The sequence below is a fragment of the Exiguobacterium sp. UBA7533 genome (assembly GCF_002479335.1).
GTDB lineage: Bacteria > Bacillota > Bacilli > Exiguobacteriales > Exiguobacteriaceae > Exiguobacterium_A.
In genome coordinates, this window is record NZ_DLMP01000003.1 from 267,808 (window position 1) to 289,880 (window position 22,073).

General features: G+C 47.0%; 21 protein-coding genes. 1 reads left to right on the forward strand and 20 read right to left on the reverse strand.

What is annotated here, in order from left to right; all coding sequences use genetic code 11:
* Positions 1–6 precede the first annotated feature (6 nt).
* The 14 genes from glyS to rpsU form a co-directional block, all read right to left on the reverse strand.
* On the reverse strand, positions 7–2,067 hold the full coding sequence (gene glyS, locus B2U10_RS06895) for a glycine--tRNA ligase subunit beta (RefSeq protein WP_056060127.1): 2,061 nt from the start codon (positions 2,065–2,067) through the stop codon (positions 7–9).
* On the reverse strand, positions 2,060–2,950 hold the full coding sequence (gene glyQ / locus B2U10_RS06900) for a glycine--tRNA ligase subunit alpha (RefSeq protein ID WP_029341034.1): 891 nt from the start codon (positions 2,948–2,950) through the stop codon (positions 2,060–2,062). The genes glyS and glyQ overlap by 8 nt, the downstream gene beginning before the upstream one ends.
* A gap of 289 nt (positions 2,951–3,239) precedes the next feature.
* Complete coding sequence (gene recO, locus B2U10_RS06905) at positions 3,240–3,989, reverse strand: DNA repair protein RecO (protein ID WP_214854844.1); 750 nt, start codon at positions 3,987–3,989, stop codon at positions 3,240–3,242.
* A gap of 3 nt (positions 3,990–3,992) precedes the next feature.
* A complete protein-coding gene (era, locus tag B2U10_RS06910; RefSeq protein WP_023467500.1) occupies positions 3,993–4,901 on the reverse strand; it encodes a GTPase Era in 909 nt (302 codons plus the stop codon).
* Entirely contained in the window at positions 4,894–5,292 is a 399-nt protein-coding gene (locus tag B2U10_RS06915) for a cytidine deaminase (protein WP_023467498.1), read from the reverse strand. Before B2U10_RS06915 ends, era begins: the two co-directional genes overlap by 8 nt.
* A 48-nt stretch (positions 5,293–5,340) precedes the next feature.
* Positions 5,341–5,691 (reverse strand): diacylglycerol kinase family protein, encoded by a 351-nt coding sequence (locus B2U10_RS06920; RefSeq protein WP_035409213.1) that lies wholly within the window; start codon positions 5,689–5,691, stop codon positions 5,341–5,343.
* Entirely contained in the window at positions 5,688–6,164 is a 477-nt protein-coding gene (gene ybeY / locus B2U10_RS06925) for an rRNA maturation RNase YbeY (protein WP_056060122.1), read from the reverse strand. The genes B2U10_RS06920 and ybeY overlap by 4 nt, the downstream gene beginning before the upstream one ends.
* Positions 6,161–8,218, reverse strand: a complete 2,058-nt coding sequence (locus tag B2U10_RS06930) for an HD family phosphohydrolase (protein WP_052019073.1) — start codon at positions 8,216–8,218, stop codon at positions 6,161–6,163. Before B2U10_RS06930 ends, ybeY begins: the two co-directional genes overlap by 4 nt.
* 36 nt (positions 8,219–8,254) lie before the next feature.
* Entirely contained in the window at positions 8,255–9,217 is a 963-nt protein-coding gene (locus tag B2U10_RS06935; protein ID WP_052019074.1) for a PhoH family protein, read from the reverse strand.
* 171 nt (positions 9,218–9,388) lie between these two features.
* On the reverse strand, positions 9,389–9,859 hold the full coding sequence (locus B2U10_RS06940) for a hypothetical protein (RefSeq protein WP_035409220.1): 471 nt from the start codon (positions 9,857–9,859) through the stop codon (positions 9,389–9,391).
* A gap of 13 nt (positions 9,860–9,872) precedes the next feature.
* Positions 9,873–10,856, reverse strand: a complete 984-nt coding sequence (gene floA / locus B2U10_RS06945) for a flotillin-like protein FloA (RefSeq protein WP_035409222.1) — start codon at positions 10,854–10,856, stop codon at positions 9,873–9,875.
* Positions 10,853–11,362: an NfeD family protein gene (locus B2U10_RS06950; RefSeq protein ID WP_035409223.1), complete on the reverse strand. Its 510-nt coding sequence runs from the start codon at positions 11,360–11,362 to the stop codon at positions 10,853–10,855. Before B2U10_RS06950 ends, floA begins: the two co-directional genes overlap by 4 nt.
* 182 nt (positions 11,363–11,544) lie before the next feature.
* Entirely contained in the window at positions 11,545–11,991 is a 447-nt protein-coding gene (locus B2U10_RS06955) for a GatB/YqeY domain-containing protein (protein WP_035409225.1), read from the reverse strand.
* 21 nt (positions 11,992–12,012) lie between these two features.
* Complete coding sequence (rpsU, locus tag B2U10_RS06960; protein ID WP_012369719.1) at positions 12,013–12,186, reverse strand: 30S ribosomal protein S21; 174 nt, start codon at positions 12,184–12,186, stop codon at positions 12,013–12,015.
* A 312-nt stretch (positions 12,187–12,498) separates the two neighbouring features.
* Between rpsU and B2U10_RS06965 the strand changes: the two genes are divergently transcribed.
* Positions 12,499–13,752, forward strand: a complete 1,254-nt coding sequence (locus tag B2U10_RS06965; RefSeq protein ID WP_290786464.1) for a dicarboxylate/amino acid:cation symporter — start codon at positions 12,499–12,501, stop codon at positions 13,750–13,752.
* 67 nt (positions 13,753–13,819) lie between these two features.
* Here B2U10_RS06965 and pulA read toward each other — a convergent pair whose 3' ends face one another.
* The 6 genes from pulA to wecB form a co-directional block, all read right to left on the reverse strand.
* Positions 13,820–16,732 (reverse strand): type I pullulanase, encoded by a 2,913-nt coding sequence (gene pulA, locus B2U10_RS06970; RefSeq protein ID WP_290786467.1) that lies wholly within the window; start codon positions 16,730–16,732, stop codon positions 13,820–13,822.
* Positions 16,733–16,910: 178 nt separating this feature from the next.
* Positions 16,911–17,837: an LCP family protein gene (locus tag B2U10_RS06975; RefSeq protein WP_290786470.1), complete on the reverse strand. Its 927-nt coding sequence runs from the start codon at positions 17,835–17,837 to the stop codon at positions 16,911–16,913.
* Positions 17,838–17,850: 13 nt separating this feature from the next.
* On the reverse strand, positions 17,851–19,023 hold the full coding sequence (locus B2U10_RS06980) for a DHHW family protein (protein WP_035409231.1): 1,173 nt from the start codon (positions 19,021–19,023) through the stop codon (positions 17,851–17,853).
* A gap of 15 nt (positions 19,024–19,038) precedes the next feature.
* Positions 19,039–20,427, reverse strand: coding sequence for an MBOAT family O-acyltransferase (locus tag B2U10_RS06985; RefSeq protein ID WP_290786472.1), 1,389 nt, complete (start codon positions 20,425–20,427; stop codon positions 19,039–19,041).
* Entirely contained in the window at positions 20,417–20,902 is a 486-nt protein-coding gene (locus B2U10_RS06990; protein WP_035409236.1) for a hypothetical protein, read from the reverse strand. The genes B2U10_RS06985 and B2U10_RS06990 overlap by 11 nt, the downstream gene beginning before the upstream one ends.
* The gene (gene wecB / locus B2U10_RS06995; RefSeq protein ID WP_290786474.1) at positions 20,899–21,999 is read right to left on the reverse strand and encodes a non-hydrolyzing UDP-N-acetylglucosamine 2-epimerase; all 1,101 of its coding nucleotides are present in this window, start codon (positions 21,997–21,999) and stop codon (positions 20,899–20,901) included. Before wecB ends, B2U10_RS06990 begins: the two co-directional genes overlap by 4 nt.
* Positions 22,000–22,073: the final 74 nt, after the last annotated feature.

Here is a 22,073-nt window from a genome sequence, read left to right on the forward strand (position 1 = left end):
TTTTCTTTACGCTAAAGTGAGTGCATTGAACCGAGCGACTGATTCGATTGCTTCTGCAAATCGTTTCATTTCGCTAAGACGGTTCGTACGGACCGTTTCGTCATCCGTCATGATCATCGTACCGTCAAAGTAGGCTGTGATCGATGGAACGGTTGCCTCAAGTGCCTCAAGTGCACGTGCATAGTCAAGTGACGCGATAGCTTGATCGACCTCCGGTAAGGCTTTCTCAATCGCCTCATGCAATTCGCGTTCCGCATCATTTTCAAAGAGCGCTGGATTAACAGTTGTGACACTTTCTGCTTTTTTCGAGATGTTCAAGACACGGCTTAATTGTTCGACCGTTTTCTTGAACGATTCTTTTTTCGTCGCCTCTTCGAGCATGGCAGCACGCTGTTCATTCGCTTCGACTGTCAACATATGGTCAAGAGCGGCTTCGACGACATCATGACGGAAGTCCATTTCCGATAGACGGTACTTCAAACGTTGCGCAAAGAAATCTTGTAATGCGGCTTGTACTTCTTCGGCATCCTTCGTATAAAGACCTGCTGCTACCTGTTCAGACACGACGAAGGCAATCAGTTCAGTCAATGTCAAGTTCAATTTACGATCCGATAAGATTTGCACAATTCCTTGTGCTTGACGACGCAATGCATACGGATCCGCTGATCCACTTGGAATCATGCCGACACCGAAGAATCCAGCGACGCTGTCCATCTTATCAAGGATCGCGTAGAGTGTCCCTGTCGGTGTCTCCGGACTTGCATCACCCGCGAAGCGTGGCATGTAATGTTCGCGAATCGCAGCAGCGACTTCCGGATCCTCGTTTTTCATGTTCGCATAACGTTCACCCATCAGACCTTGTAATTCCGTGAATTCATAGACCATCTGACTGACGAGGTCGAATTTATAAATCTGACCCGCGCGTTCGACACGTGTTTTGTCTGCGCCGACACGGTCAGCAAGTGCGAGTGCCATTTGACGTACACGACGGACTTTTTCACCTGTCGTTCCTAATTTTTCATGGAAGACGATTTTATCAAGACGTTTCGCCTGTTCATCAATGTCTGCTTTTTTATCTTCTTCATAGAAGAACTGAGCATCTGCTAAACGGGCACGAATGACTTTTTCGTTTCCGCGAGCAACGTTTTCAAGATGGGTTGCGTTCCCGTTTCGTACTGTCACGAAATAGTGGAGCAACGCACCGTCACGTTTGACTGGGAAGTACCGTTGATGTTCTTTCATCGTCGTGATCAAGACTTCTTCCGGCAACTCAAGATACGCTTCATCGAATGCACCGAACAAGGCTGTCGGATATTCGACGAGATTCGTGACTTCTTCAAGTAAAGACGCATCGATCGGTACTTCGAATTGTTCACGCGCCGCAAGCGCCGCGATTTGTTCTTCGATTAATTGACGACGAGCTTCATAACTGACGATGACGTGCTCTCCTGCGAGCGCTTCGACATAGGCATTCGGACGAAGAATCGTGATGTCTTGCCCAAGGAAGCGATGCCCACGAGACGTCCGACCTGTTTCGACGGATGCGACTTCAAACGGGATGACTTGATCGTCAAGAAGAGCAATTAACCAGCGAATCGGACGCATGTAGCGTAACGATTGTGTGCTCCAACGCATGTTTTTCGGGAACGTCATCGCTTCAACGACTTGTTTTAATCCGGGAAGTAGATCGGCTGTCGCTTGTCCAGTTTCCTTACGCGTCGCATAGAGGTATTCGACTCCCTTTTCTTCCCCAAGGAAGAGATCGTCCGTCGTGAGTCCTTTACCACGCGCGAATCCTTCTGCAGCTTTCGTCCAGTTCCCTGCTTCGTCCATCGCGATCCGTTTTGCGGGTCCTTTCAATGTCTCTTCGAGGTCGCTTTGACGTGCTGCGAGACCCTTGACATATACTGCAAGACGGCGTGGTGTCGAGAAGGATTCGACGCTTGTGAACTCAATCCGTGCTTCTTCAAGGAAACGCGTCACGCGTTCCTTGAGTTGTGTTTCGGATTGAAGGACGAATCGAGCCGGCATTTCTTCTAAACCGATTTCAAGTAATAATTCATGCATGTGACTCACCTGCTTTCGACTTGATCAATGGGAAGCCAAGACGTTCCCGTTCTTCGATGAAACTTTGCGCACAACGGCGCGACATGTTCCGTACACGATGGATGAATCCTGTGCGTTCCGTGACGGAAATCGCCCCCTTCGCGTCGAGAAGGTTAAAGGTATGCGAACATTTCAAGATGTAATCATATGCTGGGAAAACGAGATTCTCATCCAAGGCACGATTCGCTTCTTTTTCATATTGATCGAATAATGTAAAGAGTAAAGCGACATCTGATGTTTCAAATGTATACTTCGAATGTTCGAATTCCGGTTGATAGAAAATATCACCGTATTTGAACCCATCTGTCCAAACGAGATCAAAGACGCTCTCGACATCTTGGATGTAAGAAGCGAGACGCTCGATTCCGTAAGTGATCTCTACTGCGATTGGATTACACTCGATTCCACCGACTTGTTGGAAGTACGTGAATTGTGTAATTTCCATTCCATTTAGCCATACCTCCCAGCCGAGACCAGCAGCACCGAACGTTGGGTTCTCCCAGTTATCCTCTACGAAACGGATGTCATGTTCGAGTGGATTGATCCCGAGCAACTCGAGACTTTGTAAGTACAATTCCTGAATGTTGTCAGGTGATGGTTTCATGATGACTTGGAATTGATGGTGTTGATACAGACGGTTCGGGTTTTCTCCATAACGACCATCAGCCGGACGGCGTGATGGTTCTGTATAACAAACGTTCCACGGTTCCGGTCCGAGACTCCGTAAAAACGTCATCGGATTCATCGTACCGGCTCCTTTTTCTACGTCGTATGCTTGCATCGTCAAGCAGCCTTGTTCTGCCCAAAATTTTTGTAATGTCAAGATCATGTCTTGTACTGTCATCTTCACGACTTTCACCTCCGAAATGATTAAGGAACGCAAAAAACGCCCCTATGTACAACAATCGTTGCACATAGGGACGAGACGAGCCCGCGGTTCCACCCTACTTGCATGCATCGCATGCCACTCTTTTTGACAAAAAACACTCCGAAACGCCGTTCGCGCCCCTCTCACTCCCAGCTCGCACCACCCTGGAATCGCTTGATTGAGAAAAAAGACGGTACTCCTTTTCGTCATCGTGTTCATTTAGTTACTTCTTCCGCATTCATTCTACCGAACCCGCTTGTTGCTGTCAATCGTTGCCGAAATCAATCAACTGGTCGAGGACACGTTTTGAACGCAGACGTAACCCGCTGTAGCGTTCCATATAAGCATCCATGATTTGACGCAATAGACGCTTCGTTTCTGGCTTTACCGTCACGGTACCAATCCGTGAGAAATCATAGACGGAAAACACATAGAGCATCTTCGCAACTGCCTCTGACATATAGACAGCATGTTCATCCTCATGGCGATGCCGGCGACAGAGTAGACCGCCGTGGTGTAACGAAAAAGCGAATGGCGCTTCAGCACTTCCGCAAATCGTACAACCATTCAAATGTGGAGCAATGCCTAGATGACGCAACAGACGCAATTCGATGATGAAAGAGACGACGTCAGGATCTAGTCCTTCATCCATCGCCTCTAGTCCTTCGACGAATAAATCGTACAGCGCCGGTTGCGGCACCCGTTCATCAAGCGCTTTATCCGCAAGCTCCAATAGATACATCGCATAGGCCATCAACACGACATCTTGCCGAATATGCGCATGACTTGTAATGACGTCTGCTGATTTTAACTGACCGAGACCCCGTGAACGTGGATAGATATAGACAGCTCGGACGAAAGGCTGACTAGCCGCGTTAAAACGGCTACCCGGCTTCTTCGCTCCTCGCGCCATGACGGCGAGCTTGCCGTATTCACGTGTCAGTAGCGTAACGATCTTATTCGATTCACCATATACGACCGTTCGTAATACAAGCCCTTCCGCCTTATCGATCATCGCTTAATACTCATCATCGCGGAAGCCGAGTTCACGCAATTGACCGGCCTTGTTGCGCCAATCCTTTTGGACTTTGACCCACAAGTTCAAGTAAACTTTCGTCCCGAGTAACATCTCGATGTCCGTTCGTGCTTCAGAGCCGATTTCTTTTAGAAGTGCTCCGCGTTTACCGATGATGATTCCTTTTTGGGAATCGCGCTCGATCAAGATCGTCGCATGGACATCCACCATATTTCCATTCTCACGCGTCTTGATTTGATCAATCGCGACGGCAATCGAGTGTGGTACTTCATCGCGTGTCTTTTGCAAGACTTTTTCACGAATCATCTCTGAGATGATGAAGCGCTCTGGGTGGTCAGTGACTTGATCCGCTGGGTAATACATCGGTCCTTCTGGTAGAATTTTTGCGATTTCTTCAAGTAACGGTCCGACGTTATTCCCTTGTAGCGCCGAAATCGGAACGACTGCCGCGAACTCGAGTTCATTTTTGTACGACTCGATGATCGGTGGAATATCATTCGGATGAATCAAATCGACTTTATTCATGACGAGAATGATTGGTGTATCGAGTTCCTTCAATTTTTCAATAATGAAGTCGTCACCTTTTCCTTTTGGTTCCGTCACGTTGACCATGAACAAGATCGCATCGACTTCACGCAATGCGTTCGTCGCGACCTTCATCATGAAATCGCCGAGTTTATGTTTTGGTTTATGGATCCCAGGTGTATCGATGAAGATCGTCTGAACATCTTCTGTCGTGTAGACACCTTGAATCTTATTACGCGTCGTTTGTGGTTTATCAGACATGATGGCAATTTTTTGTCCGATGACACGGTTGAGGAATGTCGATTTTCCGACGTTCGGGCGTCCGATGATCGAGACAAAGCCCGATTTGAATCCTTCTTTAAACATGTAAATCTCCTTTCGTGAATGCTCCCGGTAAGAGGGCGCCCACTGTTGTTTCTGTGACATCCCCTTTAAGGTTCGTCAAATAGATTGGCATATCCGCATCACACATCTCTGATAACACTTGGCGGCATTGTCCGCATGGTGCGACCGGTCCTTCTGTGTCCGCAACGACAGCCATCGCTGCATACTCGCGCGCATCTTGTGCCCACGCAGAGAAGATAGCTGTCCGTTCTGCACAGTTACAAAGACCATACGCTGCGTTTTCAATATTGCAGCCATGGAAGACTTGTCCGTCTTTCGTTAAGAGAGCAGCACCGACTTGGAATTTTGAATATGGAACATACGCTTTTTCGCGTGCACGTTTAGCTTGTTCGAGTAATTGTTCTGTTTTCATGTGAGTATCCCCTTTTTAGGAACGGTATTGGCCAAAAAGGCCGGATTCTTATTGTACCAAATATGGGATGAAGATGCATAGCGCAATCGCAACAGATGTAAGCGCCAACACTAAAACAGCACCACTCGCGATATCTTTGACTGCTTTTGCCAGTGGATGCCACTCCTGTGTCACGAGATCCACGACGCGCTCAAACGCTGTATTGAACATCTCGGCACTTATGACGATCCCGACCGTCAGAAAAAGAATCGCTCGCTCGACAGATGTCAACGGTAATAAAAAGGCGACAAGTAATACGATGCCGCCAATGATGACATGAACTTTCATATGCCGTTCTTCTCGAATCGATTGGCGCAACCCATGCATCGCATGTCGAAATGGTTGCCACCAGCTTTTCACAATGTGCCCCGGAATAACTCGAAGTGATGCAGGATTTCCTCCTGTCGCTTCGTCATGATTTCCTCATCTGCCTTTTCAATGTGATCATATCCGAGTAAGTGGAGGAAACCATGGACGGCGAGAAAACCGAGTTCACGCTCGAAATGATTGCCATATTCAGCCGCCTGTTCGCGACATCGTTCCACGGAAATGATCAAATCACCGAGGACGACTGGTTCATCTTCCAATAATCCAAAATCGATTTCATCTTCTCCGAGTTCTTCCATCGCGAAGGAAATGACGTCTGTCGCCTGATCTTTCCCACGCCATTCACGATTAATCTCTTGAATTTCATCGTTTGAGACGAAAGTCACGGACAACTCACTGTTCGGATCGACTTCTTCTTGTTCCGCCGTGTAAATCAAAATCGATTCGACAAGCTGTCGTTGCTCTTCCGTTAGACGATTATTTTCGTCTGTCATATAAATGTTCATTTCGTTGCCTCTTTCTTTAATTCTGGATACTCGATTCGTTCATGGAACAAACCGGATAAGGTATGACATGCACTTTCACCAACACGATAAATCTCGCGTGTCGTGATGTCACATTCCGCAAATTGGTCGTCCATCATCTTTTCACGAATGATTTTCGCGACTAGGTCCCGAATTCCTTCTTCCGAAGGAGCTTTCATTGAACGAACAGCCGCTTCAATCGAGTCGACGATCATGATGACCGCCGCTTCACGCGTTTGTGGTTTAGGTCCTGTATAACGGAACGTATCCTCATCGACTTCACCTTGTTCTGCTGCCTTGACATAAAAATATCGGAGCAACGATGTTCCATGATGCTGGCGACAAATATCGATGATCGCTGCCGGGAGTTTTGCTTTTTCGAGCAATTCAACACCATCCTCCGTATGTGCCAAGATGACACGTGCCGACTCTTCCGGCGTCAATCGATCATGCGGATTGCGTCCATGCTGGTTTTCAATGAAATAAAGTGGTCGTCGTGTTTTTCCTAAATCATGATAGTAGGCACCGACTCGCGCAAGCAACCCATCTGCACCGATTGCTTCACAGGCTGTTTCTGCTAGGTTCGCGACCATCATGCTATGATGATACGTTCCTGGCGCTTCGACCAAGAGTTTCTTCAACAAGGGATGCGTCGGGTTCAACAGTTCGAGCAGACGCGTCGGTGCTAAGATACCAAATGTCATTTCGAGGAACGGCAATAACCCAATCGCAAGAATGGCACTCAAGATCCCACTAGCAATCGCAAAACCGACTAAAGTCAATGTTTCACGTAATTCGAATGTGCCACTACGTAATAGAACGAATGCAAAGAAAATCGCGATGTTTGCTCCGGCAATCGAAATACTGCTCATGAAAATACGACGACGTGACAAACTAGACTGTAGGAAAAACGTTGCGACTAAACCACCGACTAACAAATAGATCGCGATATTGAAGCTGAAGTTTTGATTCGTACTATAGAAGAATGTTCCGGCAAGTGCCGTGAAGAGTGAACTTGACAATGCAATCCGTTCGTTTAATAAATTGCGCAGAACAAGCGCAACAAAAGCAGTCGGTGTGAGTAAGTAAAGTGCAGGATTGATATCGTTTGCTAAAAACGCCATGCCATACATGACAAGCAATTGTAAGCTGACGACGAGGTAGACAAGCCCAAACAACCGGATCCGCCCCATCTGTGCATACCGTAGTTTCGAGCGATGAATGAAGCCGAATAGGAAAGCAGTCATCAATGCACTGACAAGCATCGCTCCAAGTAACGGTTTCAACGACTGACGGTCAGAAATCAAGCCGACGAGTTGTAGCTGGCGGTAAGCATCTTGCGAAATCACTTCGCCTCGCTTCACGATCACTTCCCCTTCCGAGATGATGACCGGTTCCACTTTATCACTTGTTTGTTTACGAAGCTGTTCCGTCTTTTCCGGATCATAGACGTAGTTCGTCACGATCAGTTGATCGGTCAACGCCTTGGCAATCGCCTTTAGCGAGAAAGAAAGCGGTGAACGTTCGATATCAGTTCGGGCATTTTCACGTGCTTCAGCCACTTCGCCGCCATCAGACGAGATGCGCTGACGCATCGCTTCTTCGATTGCTGTAATGACGACATCCCGTGTCGTGTCTCGAAGCGCTGTCGTTGAAGCTACAAGTAAACGTAGTTCGTCGTCCTTTAAAAGAGTTGCCGCTTCTGTCCCACGCAAACGCTGTTTGATTTTACTGATCTCGTCTGCTTTTTTAATGCCGGATAAACTAGCAAAAAGTTGTTCGACTTTATCAATTTGCTGTGCTGCATACTCTTGTTTGATCGTATACTGACTCTCGATTGCAGCAATCGCATTTTCCTTGATTTGATTCGTCGCGACCCGATCCTCCATCGTCAATGGCGACCGGATGTCTTCTTCTGCAATCGAGAATGGTTCTGCGGACAAGGCTTCTGGTCGGACACTGACATACATCATCGTCGATACGACGAGATAGAACACTACTGTCAAAAGTCCAACCCAGACCCTAACCTTGCGCATATCATCTCCCCCTTTTTCCATTATTCCCGTAACGGCTTATGTCAATTCCTGACTGTAAGCATCAACGATTTTCCGGACAAGTGGGTGACGCACGACATCAGCTGAGCCGAAGTGTTCGAAATGAATGCCTTTGACATTTCCGAGCAGATGCAATGCTTCTTGTAGACCAGACGTTTTTCCGCGCGGAAGATCAACTTGTGTCAAATCGCCTGTGACGATCATCTTCGAATGAAAACCAAGACGTGTCAGGAACATCTTCATTTGTTCACGTGTCGTGTTTTGCGCTTCATCTAGAATGACAAAGGCATGTTCAAGTGTCCGCCCACGCATATAAGCGAGTGGCGCAATTTCGATGACACCACGCTCAAGTAGTCGAGCCGTATGTTCGACACCAAGGACGTCGTGTAACGCATCGTATAGAGGACGTAGATATGGATCAACTTTTTCTTTAAGATCACCAGGAAGAAATCCAAGATTCTCTCCTGCTTCTACTGCTGGACGCGTCAGGACGAGTCGTTTGACATGTCCTTCCTTCAGTGCTTTTGCAGCCATCACGACTGCGAGATATGTTTTTCCAGTCCCCGCTGGTCCAATACCAAATGTCAAATCACAGCGATCAATTCCGCGGACGTAACGTGCTTGACCGAGCGTTTTCGCACGAAGTGGTTTTCCTTTATGATTCGTATGGATGACCGTATCGTAAAGTTCCAGTAGTTCATCCACCCGATCTTGACGTGCGAGTTGAATGGCGCTCGTTGCGTCACGCTCCGTCAAAACAGCTCCACGATTGACGAGTTGCTTCAGGACACCAACGACTTGTCCTGCCAAGATCACAGACTGTTCCTGTTCGGATTGTGCCAACAGCTCATCTCCTCGATGTGTAAGCTGGACTTCAAGTTCCGCTTCCATCGTACGTAAGACTGCGTCATTCGGACCGACGAATGCTTGAATCTGTTCTGAATTCGAAAATGCAAATGGGATTCTTTCGTTGAATATCACGTTGTGAATGGCCTCCTAGTCATGGATAACAAGTTGTCATCGCTTCATATCTAATCTCTTCCACTTTAGCACTTCCACCGAAAAGATGGAAAGAAAAACCCGTTTCCACCTTTTGGAAAACAAAAAGAGTCGATCCTACACGTTTCGTAGGATCGACTTCCTGTCCAACCATCATCGTTTTCGTTTAGAGACAGGCGCTCCGAGAACCTCACTCCAGACGATCGCACGTCGCATTTCGTCTTGCGAAAGCGTCGTTGCTGATGCCGAACGACTCGATGTTCCAATAGCACCGTCTGCGACGCTGTCTTTGATTTCACCAATACTCGAAGAAGGCACCCCTTTTTTCGAATGTTGTTTCTGACGTTGGTCCAAACGTTGTTGCAATTCCGTTCGTTCATGAACTGGTCGTGCTTTCGTTTGGGTTACCCCAGGTTGTTTCTTCGCAGGTGCTTTTTTACGAACGACAGGTGGAGGTGTCGTCTCTTGTCGAACCGTATCCACCTGTTCGACCATTTGCTTCACATACTCCCCGAACTCTTTTGAAGGTGTCCGGTTCGTCTGCTTCGGTTTTTTATCTGCTGCTTTTGAGATGACGGAGATGACACCGAATGCGATCATCAATCCGACCCATATGATATCCATACCGTCTCACCCTTTACTGTGAGTCATGTGGTGATGATTGTCCACCGATTGCTTGACGCATTTTCGTATCGGCTGTCACGTTCAAGTAGTTCGCATAATCCATGACGCCAAAATTTCCGTCACGCATCGCTTCTGCGATAGCAAGTGGTACTTCCGCTTCAGCAGCGACAACCTTCGCTCGCATCTCTTCAACACGTGATTTCATCTCTTGTTCGCTTGCGATCGCCATTGCGCGACGCTCTTCCGCCTTCGCTTGCGCAATGTTCTTATCTGCTTCCGCTTGATCCGTTTGAAGGACCGCACCGATGTTCTTACCAATATCAATGTCTGCGATATCGATCGAGAGAATTTCAAACGCCGTTCCTGAATCGAGTCCTTTTGCAAGTACTGTCCGTGAGATCATTTCTGGATTCTCAAGTACTTCTTTTTGGTCATTACATGATCCGATGGTTGAGATGACGCCCTCACCAACACGCGCGATAACTGTTTCTTCCCCAGCACCACCGACGAGACGATCAATATTCGCACGTACCGTGATCCGGGCTTTCGCTTTCACTTCAATCCCATTCATCGCGACACCGGCGATGAACGGTGTTTCAATGACTTTTGGGTTAACCGACATTTGAACAGCTTCTAAAACATTACGACCAGCAAGATCAATCGCCGCTGCGCGTTCGAAGCTCAGCTCGATATTCGCCCGGTGTGCTGCAATCAAGGCATTGACGACACGGTCAACGTTACCCCCTGCAAGGAAATGACTTTCCAGTTGGTTCGTATTCAAGTTCAATCCCGCTTTAACTGCCTTGATCAACGGATTGACGATTTTTGATGGTGTTACTCGACGAAGACGCATCCCGACTAATGTAAAGATTGATACGCGTACGCCTGCTGCGAGCGAGCTAATCCAGAGTGGAATCGGGACGAGCGTGAAGAAAATAGCGAGGAAAATTAAGATTCCTCCAGATATGAGTAATACGGTCAATAATTCAGGTGTCATGTGTGGGACTCCTCCTTCGTATGTTGGACTCTAACAATGACGCGTCCGTGCGTCACTTCTTTTACAACGATCGTTTCCCCCGCTTGAATGAAGGTTCCTTCTGTAACGGCATCGATTCGGTTCCCATCGATTTCAATCGTTCCTGACGGACGTAATGGTGTCAGACTGACTCCTTCTTGTCCTAACAGTTGTACTTTGTCTTGATGAGAAAGGTAGCCCTTTTCAGACGATGTAGAATCCGTCAAAATCAAACCTCTCCAAAGCAATGACTGATTTGATTTTATTCTGCGATACGCCCAGAACCCGGCCGCAAGTGACAGAAAAACTGCAAGCCCAACGGCTAAACCGACTTGTCCGACGGTCGCACCTGCCATAATCAAGCTAGCAAGGACAGCACCGATCCCAAGGACGCCAAAGATTCCAAACCCTGTGACGAATATTTCAACCAGTAACATGAGTACCCCGATCATGAAGACCGTCAAAATCATCCCTAAGCTAAACGTCATGCGTACGTTCACCCCTTTTCATTCGTGTCAGAAGCTACTTCTTTTGCACTTTGATTCGTTACTACAATTATATACGCTTTCGAAACAAAAAGGTTTCATGACTATTCTGAATTCATCAAGAAACTTTAAAAACGTGACAGGAACGACAAAAAAAGGTGTCCCGAGGGACACCTTTCCATGTATTAAGCGAGACGTTGTTTGACGAGTCGATTAATTAAGGCACCGTCTGCCTTGCCCTTAAGCTGCGGCATGACGACACCCATTACTTTCCCCATATCCGAAGGAGCAGAGGCACCCGTCTGCGCAATAGCTGCGTCGACGATTTCCTGTACTTCTTCCTCGGAAAGCTGTTTTGGCATATAAGCTTCGAGCACGACAATCTCTGCTTGAATTTTCTCGACGAGATCGTGACGACCAGCGCTTTCGAATTCTCGGAGGGAGTCGTTGCGCTGCTTCATTTCACGTGAAAGAATCGTCAATTCTTCCTCGTCTGTCAATTCTTGCTTACCGAGTTTGATCGTTTCATTTTGCAGCGATGATTTCACCATGCGAATCGTCGTAAGACGATCTTTTTCACGAAGACGCATGGCATCTTTCATATCCGCTGTCAAACGCTCCTGAAGACTCATGAGGATACACCCTCTCTAACGTTAGAACTTCTTACGCTTACGCGCAGCCTCCGATTTAAGCTTACGTTTTACACTTGGCTTTTCGTAGTGTTTACGTTTACGAACTTCTGCAAGCGTACCATCTTTTGAAACACCACGTTTGAAGCGACGAAGTGCGTCTTCAAGTGATTCATTTTTACGTACACGAGTTTCCACTAGTTTTCCCTCCCTCCGATATTACCGACTAAAGGAAACGTGTCAGACACGTCATACAACATTATAGTAGGAATATACAATTTGGTCAACAGTTGATTCAAGCGACTTTTCTGTACCCTACGCTGTTCCTTTTTGTTCTTTTCTATCCTCTCATGCTTGCATCCGTTTGACAACAAAATCTGATCATTCCTGCATCAAAATTCAGAAACTTTTTTGTAAGCGTTATCATCATTTTTTAAAATGTTTTGTCAAAAAGGGTGATGATGTGTCAAAATATAGGCAATTATCAAACAAAGGAGTGTGACATCACGTATGAAAGAAGCAAAACGTATCATTTTCGGACTTATCCTCGGATTGATTCTCGGAATCGTCCTCGCTGCATTGCCCGATAAGTCGATTTATGAGGGATTGAATAAATATGCTCTACAACCGATCGGGACGATATTCTTGAACCTGATCAAGATGCTCGTCGTACCGATCGTCTTCTTCTCAATCACCCTCGGCGTCATGGGACTCGGTAATCCAAAAGAACTGGGTCGAGTCGGTGGAAAAGCGATTACTTACTTCATGACGACGACAGCTGTCGCGATCGTCATCGCTCTCGGTTTATCATTATTGATTAAACCGGGTACATTCGGTAACTTCGAAACGCAAGATCTTGAATATGATAACGGCAATCTACCAGATACGAGTTTGATCAATACGATCGTCGGTATGTTCCCGACGAACCCGATCACGTCGATGGCGGAAGGCAACATGTTACAGATCATCGTCTTTAGTGTCTTTATTGGTTTCGGGATCACATTTCTCGGTAAAAAGGTCTCGACGTTACGGACTTTCATTGAACAGGGTAACGATTTAATGACATATTTGATCACACTCGTCATGAAGATGGCCCCGCTCGGTGCGTTCGCTTTGATTGCATCGGCAGTTGGCTCACAAGGATGGTCTTCAATTAAAGCCATGTTCTTCTACATGTTAGTTGTCGTTTTATCTTTAATTATCCATTCTTTATTGACGTACGGTTTAACCGTCTCACTTCTTGGGAAGATGAATCCGTTCTTCTTCTTTAAAAAGTTCGCACCTGTCATGTTATTTGCTTTCTCGACGTCTTCGTCGAACGCAACACTTCCTGTCGCGATGCAAACGGCTCAAAAAGAGCTGAAGGTTCCACGCTCCGTCTCTAGTTTCGTTCAGCCACTCGGTGCGACGATCAACATGGATGGGACGGCAATCATGCAAGGAGTTGCGACTGTTTTCATCGCGCAAGTCTATGCGGTTGATTTAACACCTGGGCAACTTGCGACGGTCGTTCTGACAGCTGTTCTCGCATCGGTCGGAACAGCTGGTGTTCCGGGTGTCGGTCTCGTCATGCTAACGATGGTTCTTCAGTCGGTCAATTTACCCGTAGAAGGGATCGCTTTGATCATCGGTGTCGATCGTCTTCTGGATATGATGCGTACAGCCGTCAATATCACGGGTGACGCAGCATGTGCCGTCATCGTCTCGAAATCAGAAGAAGGTAACCTCAAAGAAGGCGAAGAAACCGATGAACGCTATGCGTAATCGTATGTCTCTTACTCCAAGAAAGGACGTTCCGCAAACTGCGGAACGTCTTTTGTCGTTTGTTTGATTATTTTGCTAAGACGAACGAGCTGAGTCCCTCAACACGAACCGTACCTGAAACAGTGCGGATCGTTTTTGTTCCTGCTTGTTTACCATCTACGAGAAGCTTCCATTTCCCTTTCGGTAGCTTCATGTCAACTACTGTTCGATTTGCATTGTGAATGACATATAAATCGTTCTTCTGTTGTGGAGCGTCGTCATCTAGTCGATACGCAATGACTTGTGCCGGTGCTGCTTCAAACGTCAAGTAACGACGGATATCTTTCGCTGTTGCTAAGTGAAGTGCAGGGTTCTTCTTGCGTAATTCGATTAATCCTGTCATATAATCGACGTCTTGTTGACGATCCATCTTCCGTTTCCAATCGAGCTGGTTGACAGAGTCCGGTGATTTATATGAGTTATGATCGCCACCTTTTGTCCGCATGAAGTCCTGACCTGCATGGATGAACGTCGTTCCTTGTGACGTCAGCAAAATACTTGAAGCTAGACGGTGCATCTTCGTCTTCGTTGCGTCATTGTCTTGTGGATTCGTCAGGTTCAACTTATCCCAGAGGGTATGGTTATCATGTGCTTCAACGTACGTGATCGCTTGATCTGGTTCTTGCGTAAATCCTTGAATGTCTTTATCGTAAGCAATCTCGCCGACGATACCACGTTTGATACGTGTCTCAAGACCCGCTTTCCCGTTGATGAATCCAGCATCCGTGTCTTCGAAGACACTACCTTTGAGCGCATCACGCAGGTTGTCATTGAAATGTCCGATTCCCGGCATTTGTTTTGTGTTCGTTTGGTTTGCTTTCTCTGAATCTGGAAGAGGAGTTCCGAGGCTCCACCCTTCTCCGAACACTAGAATCGACGGATCAATTCGCTTCGTCGCCTGTTTGACAGCGTTCATCGTCTTGACGTCGTGAATGCCCATCAAGTCGAAGCGGAAGCCATCCCAGTGGTATTCCTTTGCCCAGTACGAGACAGAATCAACGATTAGTTTATGCATCATTTGACGTTCAGAGGCTGTATCATTCCCGACACCTGTACCGTTCGCTAAATCGCCGCCTTCTGTATAGCGGTAGTAGTAACCCGGTACGATCTTATCAAGATTTGATGCTTTGGCGTCAAACATGTGGTTATAGACGACGTCCATGACGGCACGTAGACCATTGTCATGGAGTCCTTGGATCATCTGTTTCATTTCCGTGATCCGGACTTTTGGATCATATGGATTTGTCGCATACGATCCTTCTGGTGCATTGTAGTTCTTCGGATCATAACCCCAGTTGTATGATTTAAGCGGATTCGTCTCATCGACGGACGCTGTATTGAAATCATAAACAGGAATGAACTGGACGTGCGTGATGCCAAGTTCCTTTAAGTGATCGAGTCCCGTCTTTGTCTTCGTTTTTTTGCCATCCTTCGTTAAACGTGTACCTGGCTCAATGACGCCAAGATATTTTCCTTTTTGTTTGATACCTGAATCGTAACCTGAATTCGTCACATCAAACATCGATAGATCACGGACGTGGGATTCATAAATGATCGCGTCTGTTGCGTGACGAAGTGGCATTTTCCCATTCGTCCAGCGTTTTGGATCCGTCTCGCGTAAATCAACGACGACACCTTGGTCTCCGTTAACAGCGACCGCTGTCGCATACGGATCAACGGCACGCGTCGATTCTTTTGCGTGTTTGACTTCATATGTGTAACCGACACCGTCAAGATCACCCTTGACCGTCACTTGATAGACACCACGATCCGTCCGTTTCATCTGGATTTCACGCGTGATATCTTTTGTCGTAGCTGCTTGTTGTTTCGGTAAACGATATAACTCGAGTTCAACGGCTTGCGCTGTCGGCGCCCAGACCTTGAATGTCGTCTTCGATTTCTGATAGTCGACGCCGAGCTTACCACCATAGGCATACTTTTGATCGAATGCTTTCGAACGCAGTACCTTCCCTGCTTCAAGAACTGCTTCTCCAAAAACAGGATGCGTCACGCGGACGACTTTTGCTAAATCGATATCAGAAGCGACTTCGACTTTCGCCGTCTTGGCATCGATCGCTGATACGACTGGATTCGTCACACCTTCGAACGTAAATGCCTTTAAGTCTTCTGCCGTCATCGGTGTGTTCGTTTTAAGCGTCATCGTCCGGAAGTCATCAGCCAAAAAGCTCGTGATTTTTGGCGTCCGATCAATTTCCGGTTTGCTGTAGTACACTGTCTGGTCCCCTTCGATCAACCAGATGTCCTTCGCACCTGCATAAAAGAAACGATCGGCTCCGTCTTTTTCCGACCAGCCCTCAAGATGAGGAATGACGCCTGCAAGACGTGCTTTCGTTGGGTTATCAAGCGTTACTTTGGCAATGGCACCGAACTCATCCTGCTGATCGAATTCGAATCGTTTGCCATCTTGCGCTTCCGGCCAAGACCAGACGCCGTACTTATCATAATCATTGTCATACCGATAATAGTGGATATTCGTGTCGATTTTTTCGACGTCTGCTCCATTAGTCGGATTGACCGTCGAGATATCCTTGCTTCCCGACTCGATCCAGATTTCAGCAACTCCGTTTTTAATCATATCTTTCGTGATGAAACGATCGTTCTCAGATCCCCCATCCTTGTTCCAGTTATCATCTCGCACGATGAAGCCGACTTTTTCCGGCTGATCGACTGGAAATTCATAGGCTGCGATTTTTCCGTAAGCATCTTCACCATTAAAGGCATGTGCTTTATTCGGAAAATAATCCGGACCATTTGTCCATAACCACAGGTTCCAATCCTTCGTGGCATTCGGGTCTTCCTTGTAATGAATGATGACCAATGTAGACTTTCCTTTTTCCAGTGCTTGACCGGATAAAGACAGTCCACTAAATATTAGTGCAAACGTTAGCGCAACGATACAAACGGATCTTATGCGTTTCATACGATAGCCATCTCCTTTGTTATGTAATCGTTTTCATTTTGCATCCGTTTATAAGTCCTGTCAAAGCCTATTTGATGATTCGAACAGAAAATAAGACTTTTGAACCAAAGTGATTCGGTTGGATGGAAAACAACAAAAAAAGAACCGTCCGTGTGGTAGACAGTCCTTTTTACCGGGTTTAAGAAGACACGAGGATGGCATGAATCTTGGCTTTCGTTTGTCTCATGGATTCATCCGATGCAAAGAAGTACCATACCCCATCGTTTGCGATATAGCCTTCTCCGTCTAGCTTTAATGGTTTCAGCTGTTTGAATCCCGGCTGATTTTCTTGAGCAAGTTGTGCCGCCACGTCAAAATCGATGTTCGTCGCGAAATTATGCTTCATGACATTCGTGATTTCTTCCATCTTGGTCAGTAAACGAGGTCCAGCCAGTTTAGCACCGACGGCTTCTAAAACTTGACGTTGCCGAATCTGTCTGCCCATATCGCCGAGTGGATCTTGTTTTCGCATACGTGCGTAACCACTCGCTTCTAGACCAGTTAAATGAATCTTTCCTTTTTTATACTCCTTTTGTAAACGACGGTCGTTCCAGCTGAAGGCGGATGGATTATCCACTGTGACACCGCCAACAGCATCAACCAATTCAATCAACCCATCCATATTGATCTTAGCGTAATATGGGATATCGACATCAAACGTCTGTTCCACCGTCTCGACCGTCTCCTTCACACCACCATAGGCATACGTATGATTGATTTTCGTCTTTTCACCCGTCGGTATTGTGACTTGCATGTCGCGTGGAATGGACAACGAAGTCGCTTGCTTCGTTTTCGGATTAAACGAGAGCAACATGATGGCATCTGCCCGTCCCTTATCATTCTTTCGCTCGTCGACGCCAATCAAGAGGACATTGACTGGCTTCATCGATGCGAGTGGCTTTGCTTTTTCCCCACCCAACGGCTGTAAAAAGTAATGCGCCGTCTGTTGGATTTTTAAAAATGCCAGTCCCGTCGAAGCGCTAGCAATCAAGACGATCACGAGCAGAAGCGCACTGATGACGCGCCAGAGGATCGGAGGTCTTCGTTTATCGATGCGTGATTTCATACTCTGTTCTCCTTCACAATTTGTCCTCGTACGTCTTCATCAAACCGGCAATGTTCGAGTTGTGCAGAAACAGCACCGAATCGATCTGCTTTTGTTTGGCAAATCGGGAAACATCAAATGATTTTGGAACATATCGAATATCCACGACTTCTAAGTTGGCACTTTTCGCAAGCAATGGTAACACAGGATTTGCAAACGAATCCTTTAAAACCAAAATCGTCGGGCGATTTCGATTCGCCGCTGACTTCATTGACATGATGTCGTGGTTTCCGCGAAGAAATACTTCATATCGATCGACATAATCACCTTCTTGTTTGACGAATGATTCATCAATGACAGGACGTCCACATTTCCCTTCATAACAAACATCGATACCGTTGAAGAACGCAGGAGCATAATAATCTAGACGGTCACCGGACGCCGCATAGGAGAGCGTCGTTTTTCGTGCTAATGATCCATAGTAGGCGTGTTGATCTTCCTTCCGCCACTTCGTCTCAGGTAACGTCGTTGACAGTCCCATTCTTTTCGTGATGACTTGGTAAGCTTCTGTTGCACCGTCGATGTTCCAGTGATGATCTGTCTTGAAGTAGTCACTTAACTTCAATCCTTGCAAAGAAAGATTGGTCATCCCCGCCGCTTGAAAGTCTCGTACCATTTTTTCATAGCGCTCGTTTGCATTGGAAGCGACATAAGACGGAATTAGTTTGTCCCGTTCTGCGATAACGGTTTTAGACGGTGCTAACGCCATATAGACCGGACGATCGACTTCTCCAACGAATTGTTTGAATGCTTGCGGAATTTTTACGTTTCCTGATGCACTCGGTTCAATCATATAATCGTTTTTTGCCGTATAAATGCCATTACGAAACGGCTGTCGAAAGACATCTTTTGATAAAAGCGCCTGTATCTCGACGAACGTTCCTCGCAACAGTAATTGATCCGTGAAATAGGTCTCCATTTTGAGCATATCCTTGCCTGTCGCGATTCCCTCGACGGTGGGCTCAACGGACTGGGCAAGTGTACGATTTTCCAGCTGGGACCGGACACGGTCTTCCCGGACAAGCGTTCCGAGTCCGATCGTCAGTAAGACGAGAATAAAACTGACAGTCGTCACCCACATCATGATTCGCTCGAAAGAAGGTGTCTGATTCGTCTCCTGTTGCGTTTTCATCAATGGCTGCTCCATGGATAGTCCTCCTTTTTAGAACCGGAAATAGATGAACGGATTAAACGTGCTCGCAACGAGTGCCGATGTCGCAAGGAACAACATCAACATGGCATACCCATACTGCATCGTTGTTCCGATCTTCCCGAGAGAGACGACGACACGTTCTCCGAGATACTTCGGAATCGGTGTCGCAGCGATACACGCGACAAGTAGTAGGACTCCGTTCTGAACGAGTTGGTAACTCGCCCGTTCATCCCATAGCACATCCGGTACGAACATTGCTTGAATATACATAACGGCTTCTGGAAACGTCTCTGAGCGGAAAAAGACCCAACCGACGAGCACGAGGATGAGCGTCCAGACTGTCGAGACGACAGGCATACGCTCGAGCCATCTCCCGAGAAATGCCTTCTCGAGCATGATCCAAACTCCGTAATATGCGCCCCACGCGACGAATGTCCAACTCGCACCGTGCCAAAGGCCCGTCAACATCCAGACGATCGCCAGATTTCGATACTGCCGCCACGGCGATACACGGTTTCCCCCTAACGGAATATAAACATAGTCGCGGAACCAAGAGCCGAGCGAAATATGCCATCGACGCCAAAATTCTGACACGGATTTTGAAATATATGGGTAGTTGAAATTCTCCAAGAAATGAAATCCGAACATCAGTGCTAAACCAATTGCCATATCGCTATAGCCCGAAAAATCAAAATAGATCTGTAAGGCATAAGCGATGATTCCAATCCATGCTAGCCCCATCGAAAGGTCTTTCATATTAAAAACAGCGTCTGCGACCTGACCACATCCGTTCGCAAGAATCAATTTTTTTGATAGACCAATCGTAAAGCGGCGAACACCACGTGCAAAATCAGATACCGTCTCTTGACGACACTCGATCTGACTCGCAATCGTGTTGTAGCGGACAATTGGCCCCGCGACGAGTTGCGGGAAAAACGCGATATAAAGGGCGAGGTCGAGTGGATTCTTTTGCACCGCTTCCTTCCCTTTATAAATGTCGATGACGTAACTCATCGCATGGAATGTATAAAAGGAAATTCCAAGCGGTAAGACGACTTCTGGAACGAACCAACTCAGACCAAACGATTCGTTGACGGAGCGGACGAAAAATCCGCTGTACTTAAACCAACCGAGCAATCCAAGGTTGACGACGATCATGCTGAACATGATCCACTTCACTCCGACATGTTGCCGGTAGAAATCAACGAATAAGGCAAAGAAGTAATTGATCGTGACGCTGAGTAGCATCAGTAAGGCAAAGCGTGGTTCTCCGAATGCATAAAAGAACAGGCTGGCAACTAACAGCCAGCCGTTACGGAATGTCCGAGGCAACACGTAGTACACGAGCAGTACTGTCGGCAAGAATAAAAATAAAAAAATCGTCGAACTAAACAGCATAGGTTGCTTCCTCCTCAGCCTTGACGTATTGCGCGATGGCGAGTTCGCGGAGATGGACCCGGAAGCTCCCTTCGTTTAAAAACTTCCAGGCCATTTTGAAATAAACCGCTCCTGGCACACGCTCCATCTCGAACTGGACGATCGTCTCATTCGTCAACGTCAGATGCTCCGTCTCAGAGACCATCCGCTTCTTTTGCCCATACTGCATCTTAAATACTTGAACGAGACATGGTTCCGCCACTTCAAAACGGCACGTTACCTGAATGATGTCACCTATCAGTTCAGCATCTTTTCGATACAGTTTTGAAGGCGGATGTTGAAAGCCTTGATCGAACAGTTGCAGATACAGTTTGTCAGTCGCTATCGCATCCTGAAAATCAAAACACACCCCCGGCGCTGCATCTTCGAGCAAAATCTTTTCCTGAGTACCGAACGGAAAAAACTGATAGCTCGCGACGGTCAGCTCCTTATTCATACCGGTACCTCACTCATGATCGCATCGACGATTCGTTCTGCTGCCTGTCCATCGCCATACGGATTCGCGGCTTGCGCCATCGATTGATAGAAGATTTCGTCCGTCAATAATTGATGGCTCATCGCATAGATATGCTCTGGATTCGTACCGACCAGTTTCAAGGTTCCTGCTTCGACGCCTTCAGGTCGTTCCGTCGTCTCCCGTAAGACAAGAACGGGAACACCGAGTGAAGGCGCTTCTTCTTGAATCCCGCCTGAATCTGTCAGGATGAAGGAAGCACGAGCTGCCAGGTTGTGGAAATCAAAGACATCAAGCGGCTCAATCAACTGAATCCGTGGATGATGCTCTAGGCGAGCTGCTGCTTCTAGCACGACTGGATTCGGATGGACTGGATAAACGATTTCTATTTCCGGATGATCATTTGCCAACTGTTCAATCGCTTCAAAAATCGTTGCCAGTTGTAAATGGTTCTCACGACGATGAACCGTCAGCAAGACGAGTTTTCGCCCCGACTTCTCAAGTCGTGTCAGAACAGGATGCGTATAGCTAGCAGAAACGGTTGTCTTAAGTGCATCAATGACCGTATTACCCGTTACGATGATTGGTGTCTGTTTGTTCTCAGCACGTAAATTCATCGCCGCTTGTTCGGTTGGAGCAAAATGATAATCCGCCAACACACCTGTCAATTGACGATTCATCTCTTCCGGAAACGGTGCATACTTTTCATATGTCCGCAGTCCTGCTTCGACATGACCGACTGGAATCTGTTGATAGAATGCCGCTAACGAAGCAGCGAACGTCGTCGTCGTATCCCCATGGACAAGAACGAGATTCGGCTGTTCCTTTTCGAGGACACGACGCATCGCATTCAGAATACGTGCCGTCATCTCCTCTAACGTTTGACGCGGACGCATCAAATCCAAGTCATGGTCCGGAGTGATCTGGAACAATTCGAGTACCTGATCAAGCATTTCCCGGTGTTGCGCCGTTACGACGACAATCGGTTCGACGTCTGGGCGGTTTTCAAGTGCTTTTACGACAGGTGCCATCTTAATGGCCTCAGGTCGTGTTCCGAATACGAGCATGACACGTTTCATCTACTTCATCCCCTATCTCATTTCATGACGATCGTTCGATCGTCTCGCCTCTCATCTGTTGCTCAATGTCACCG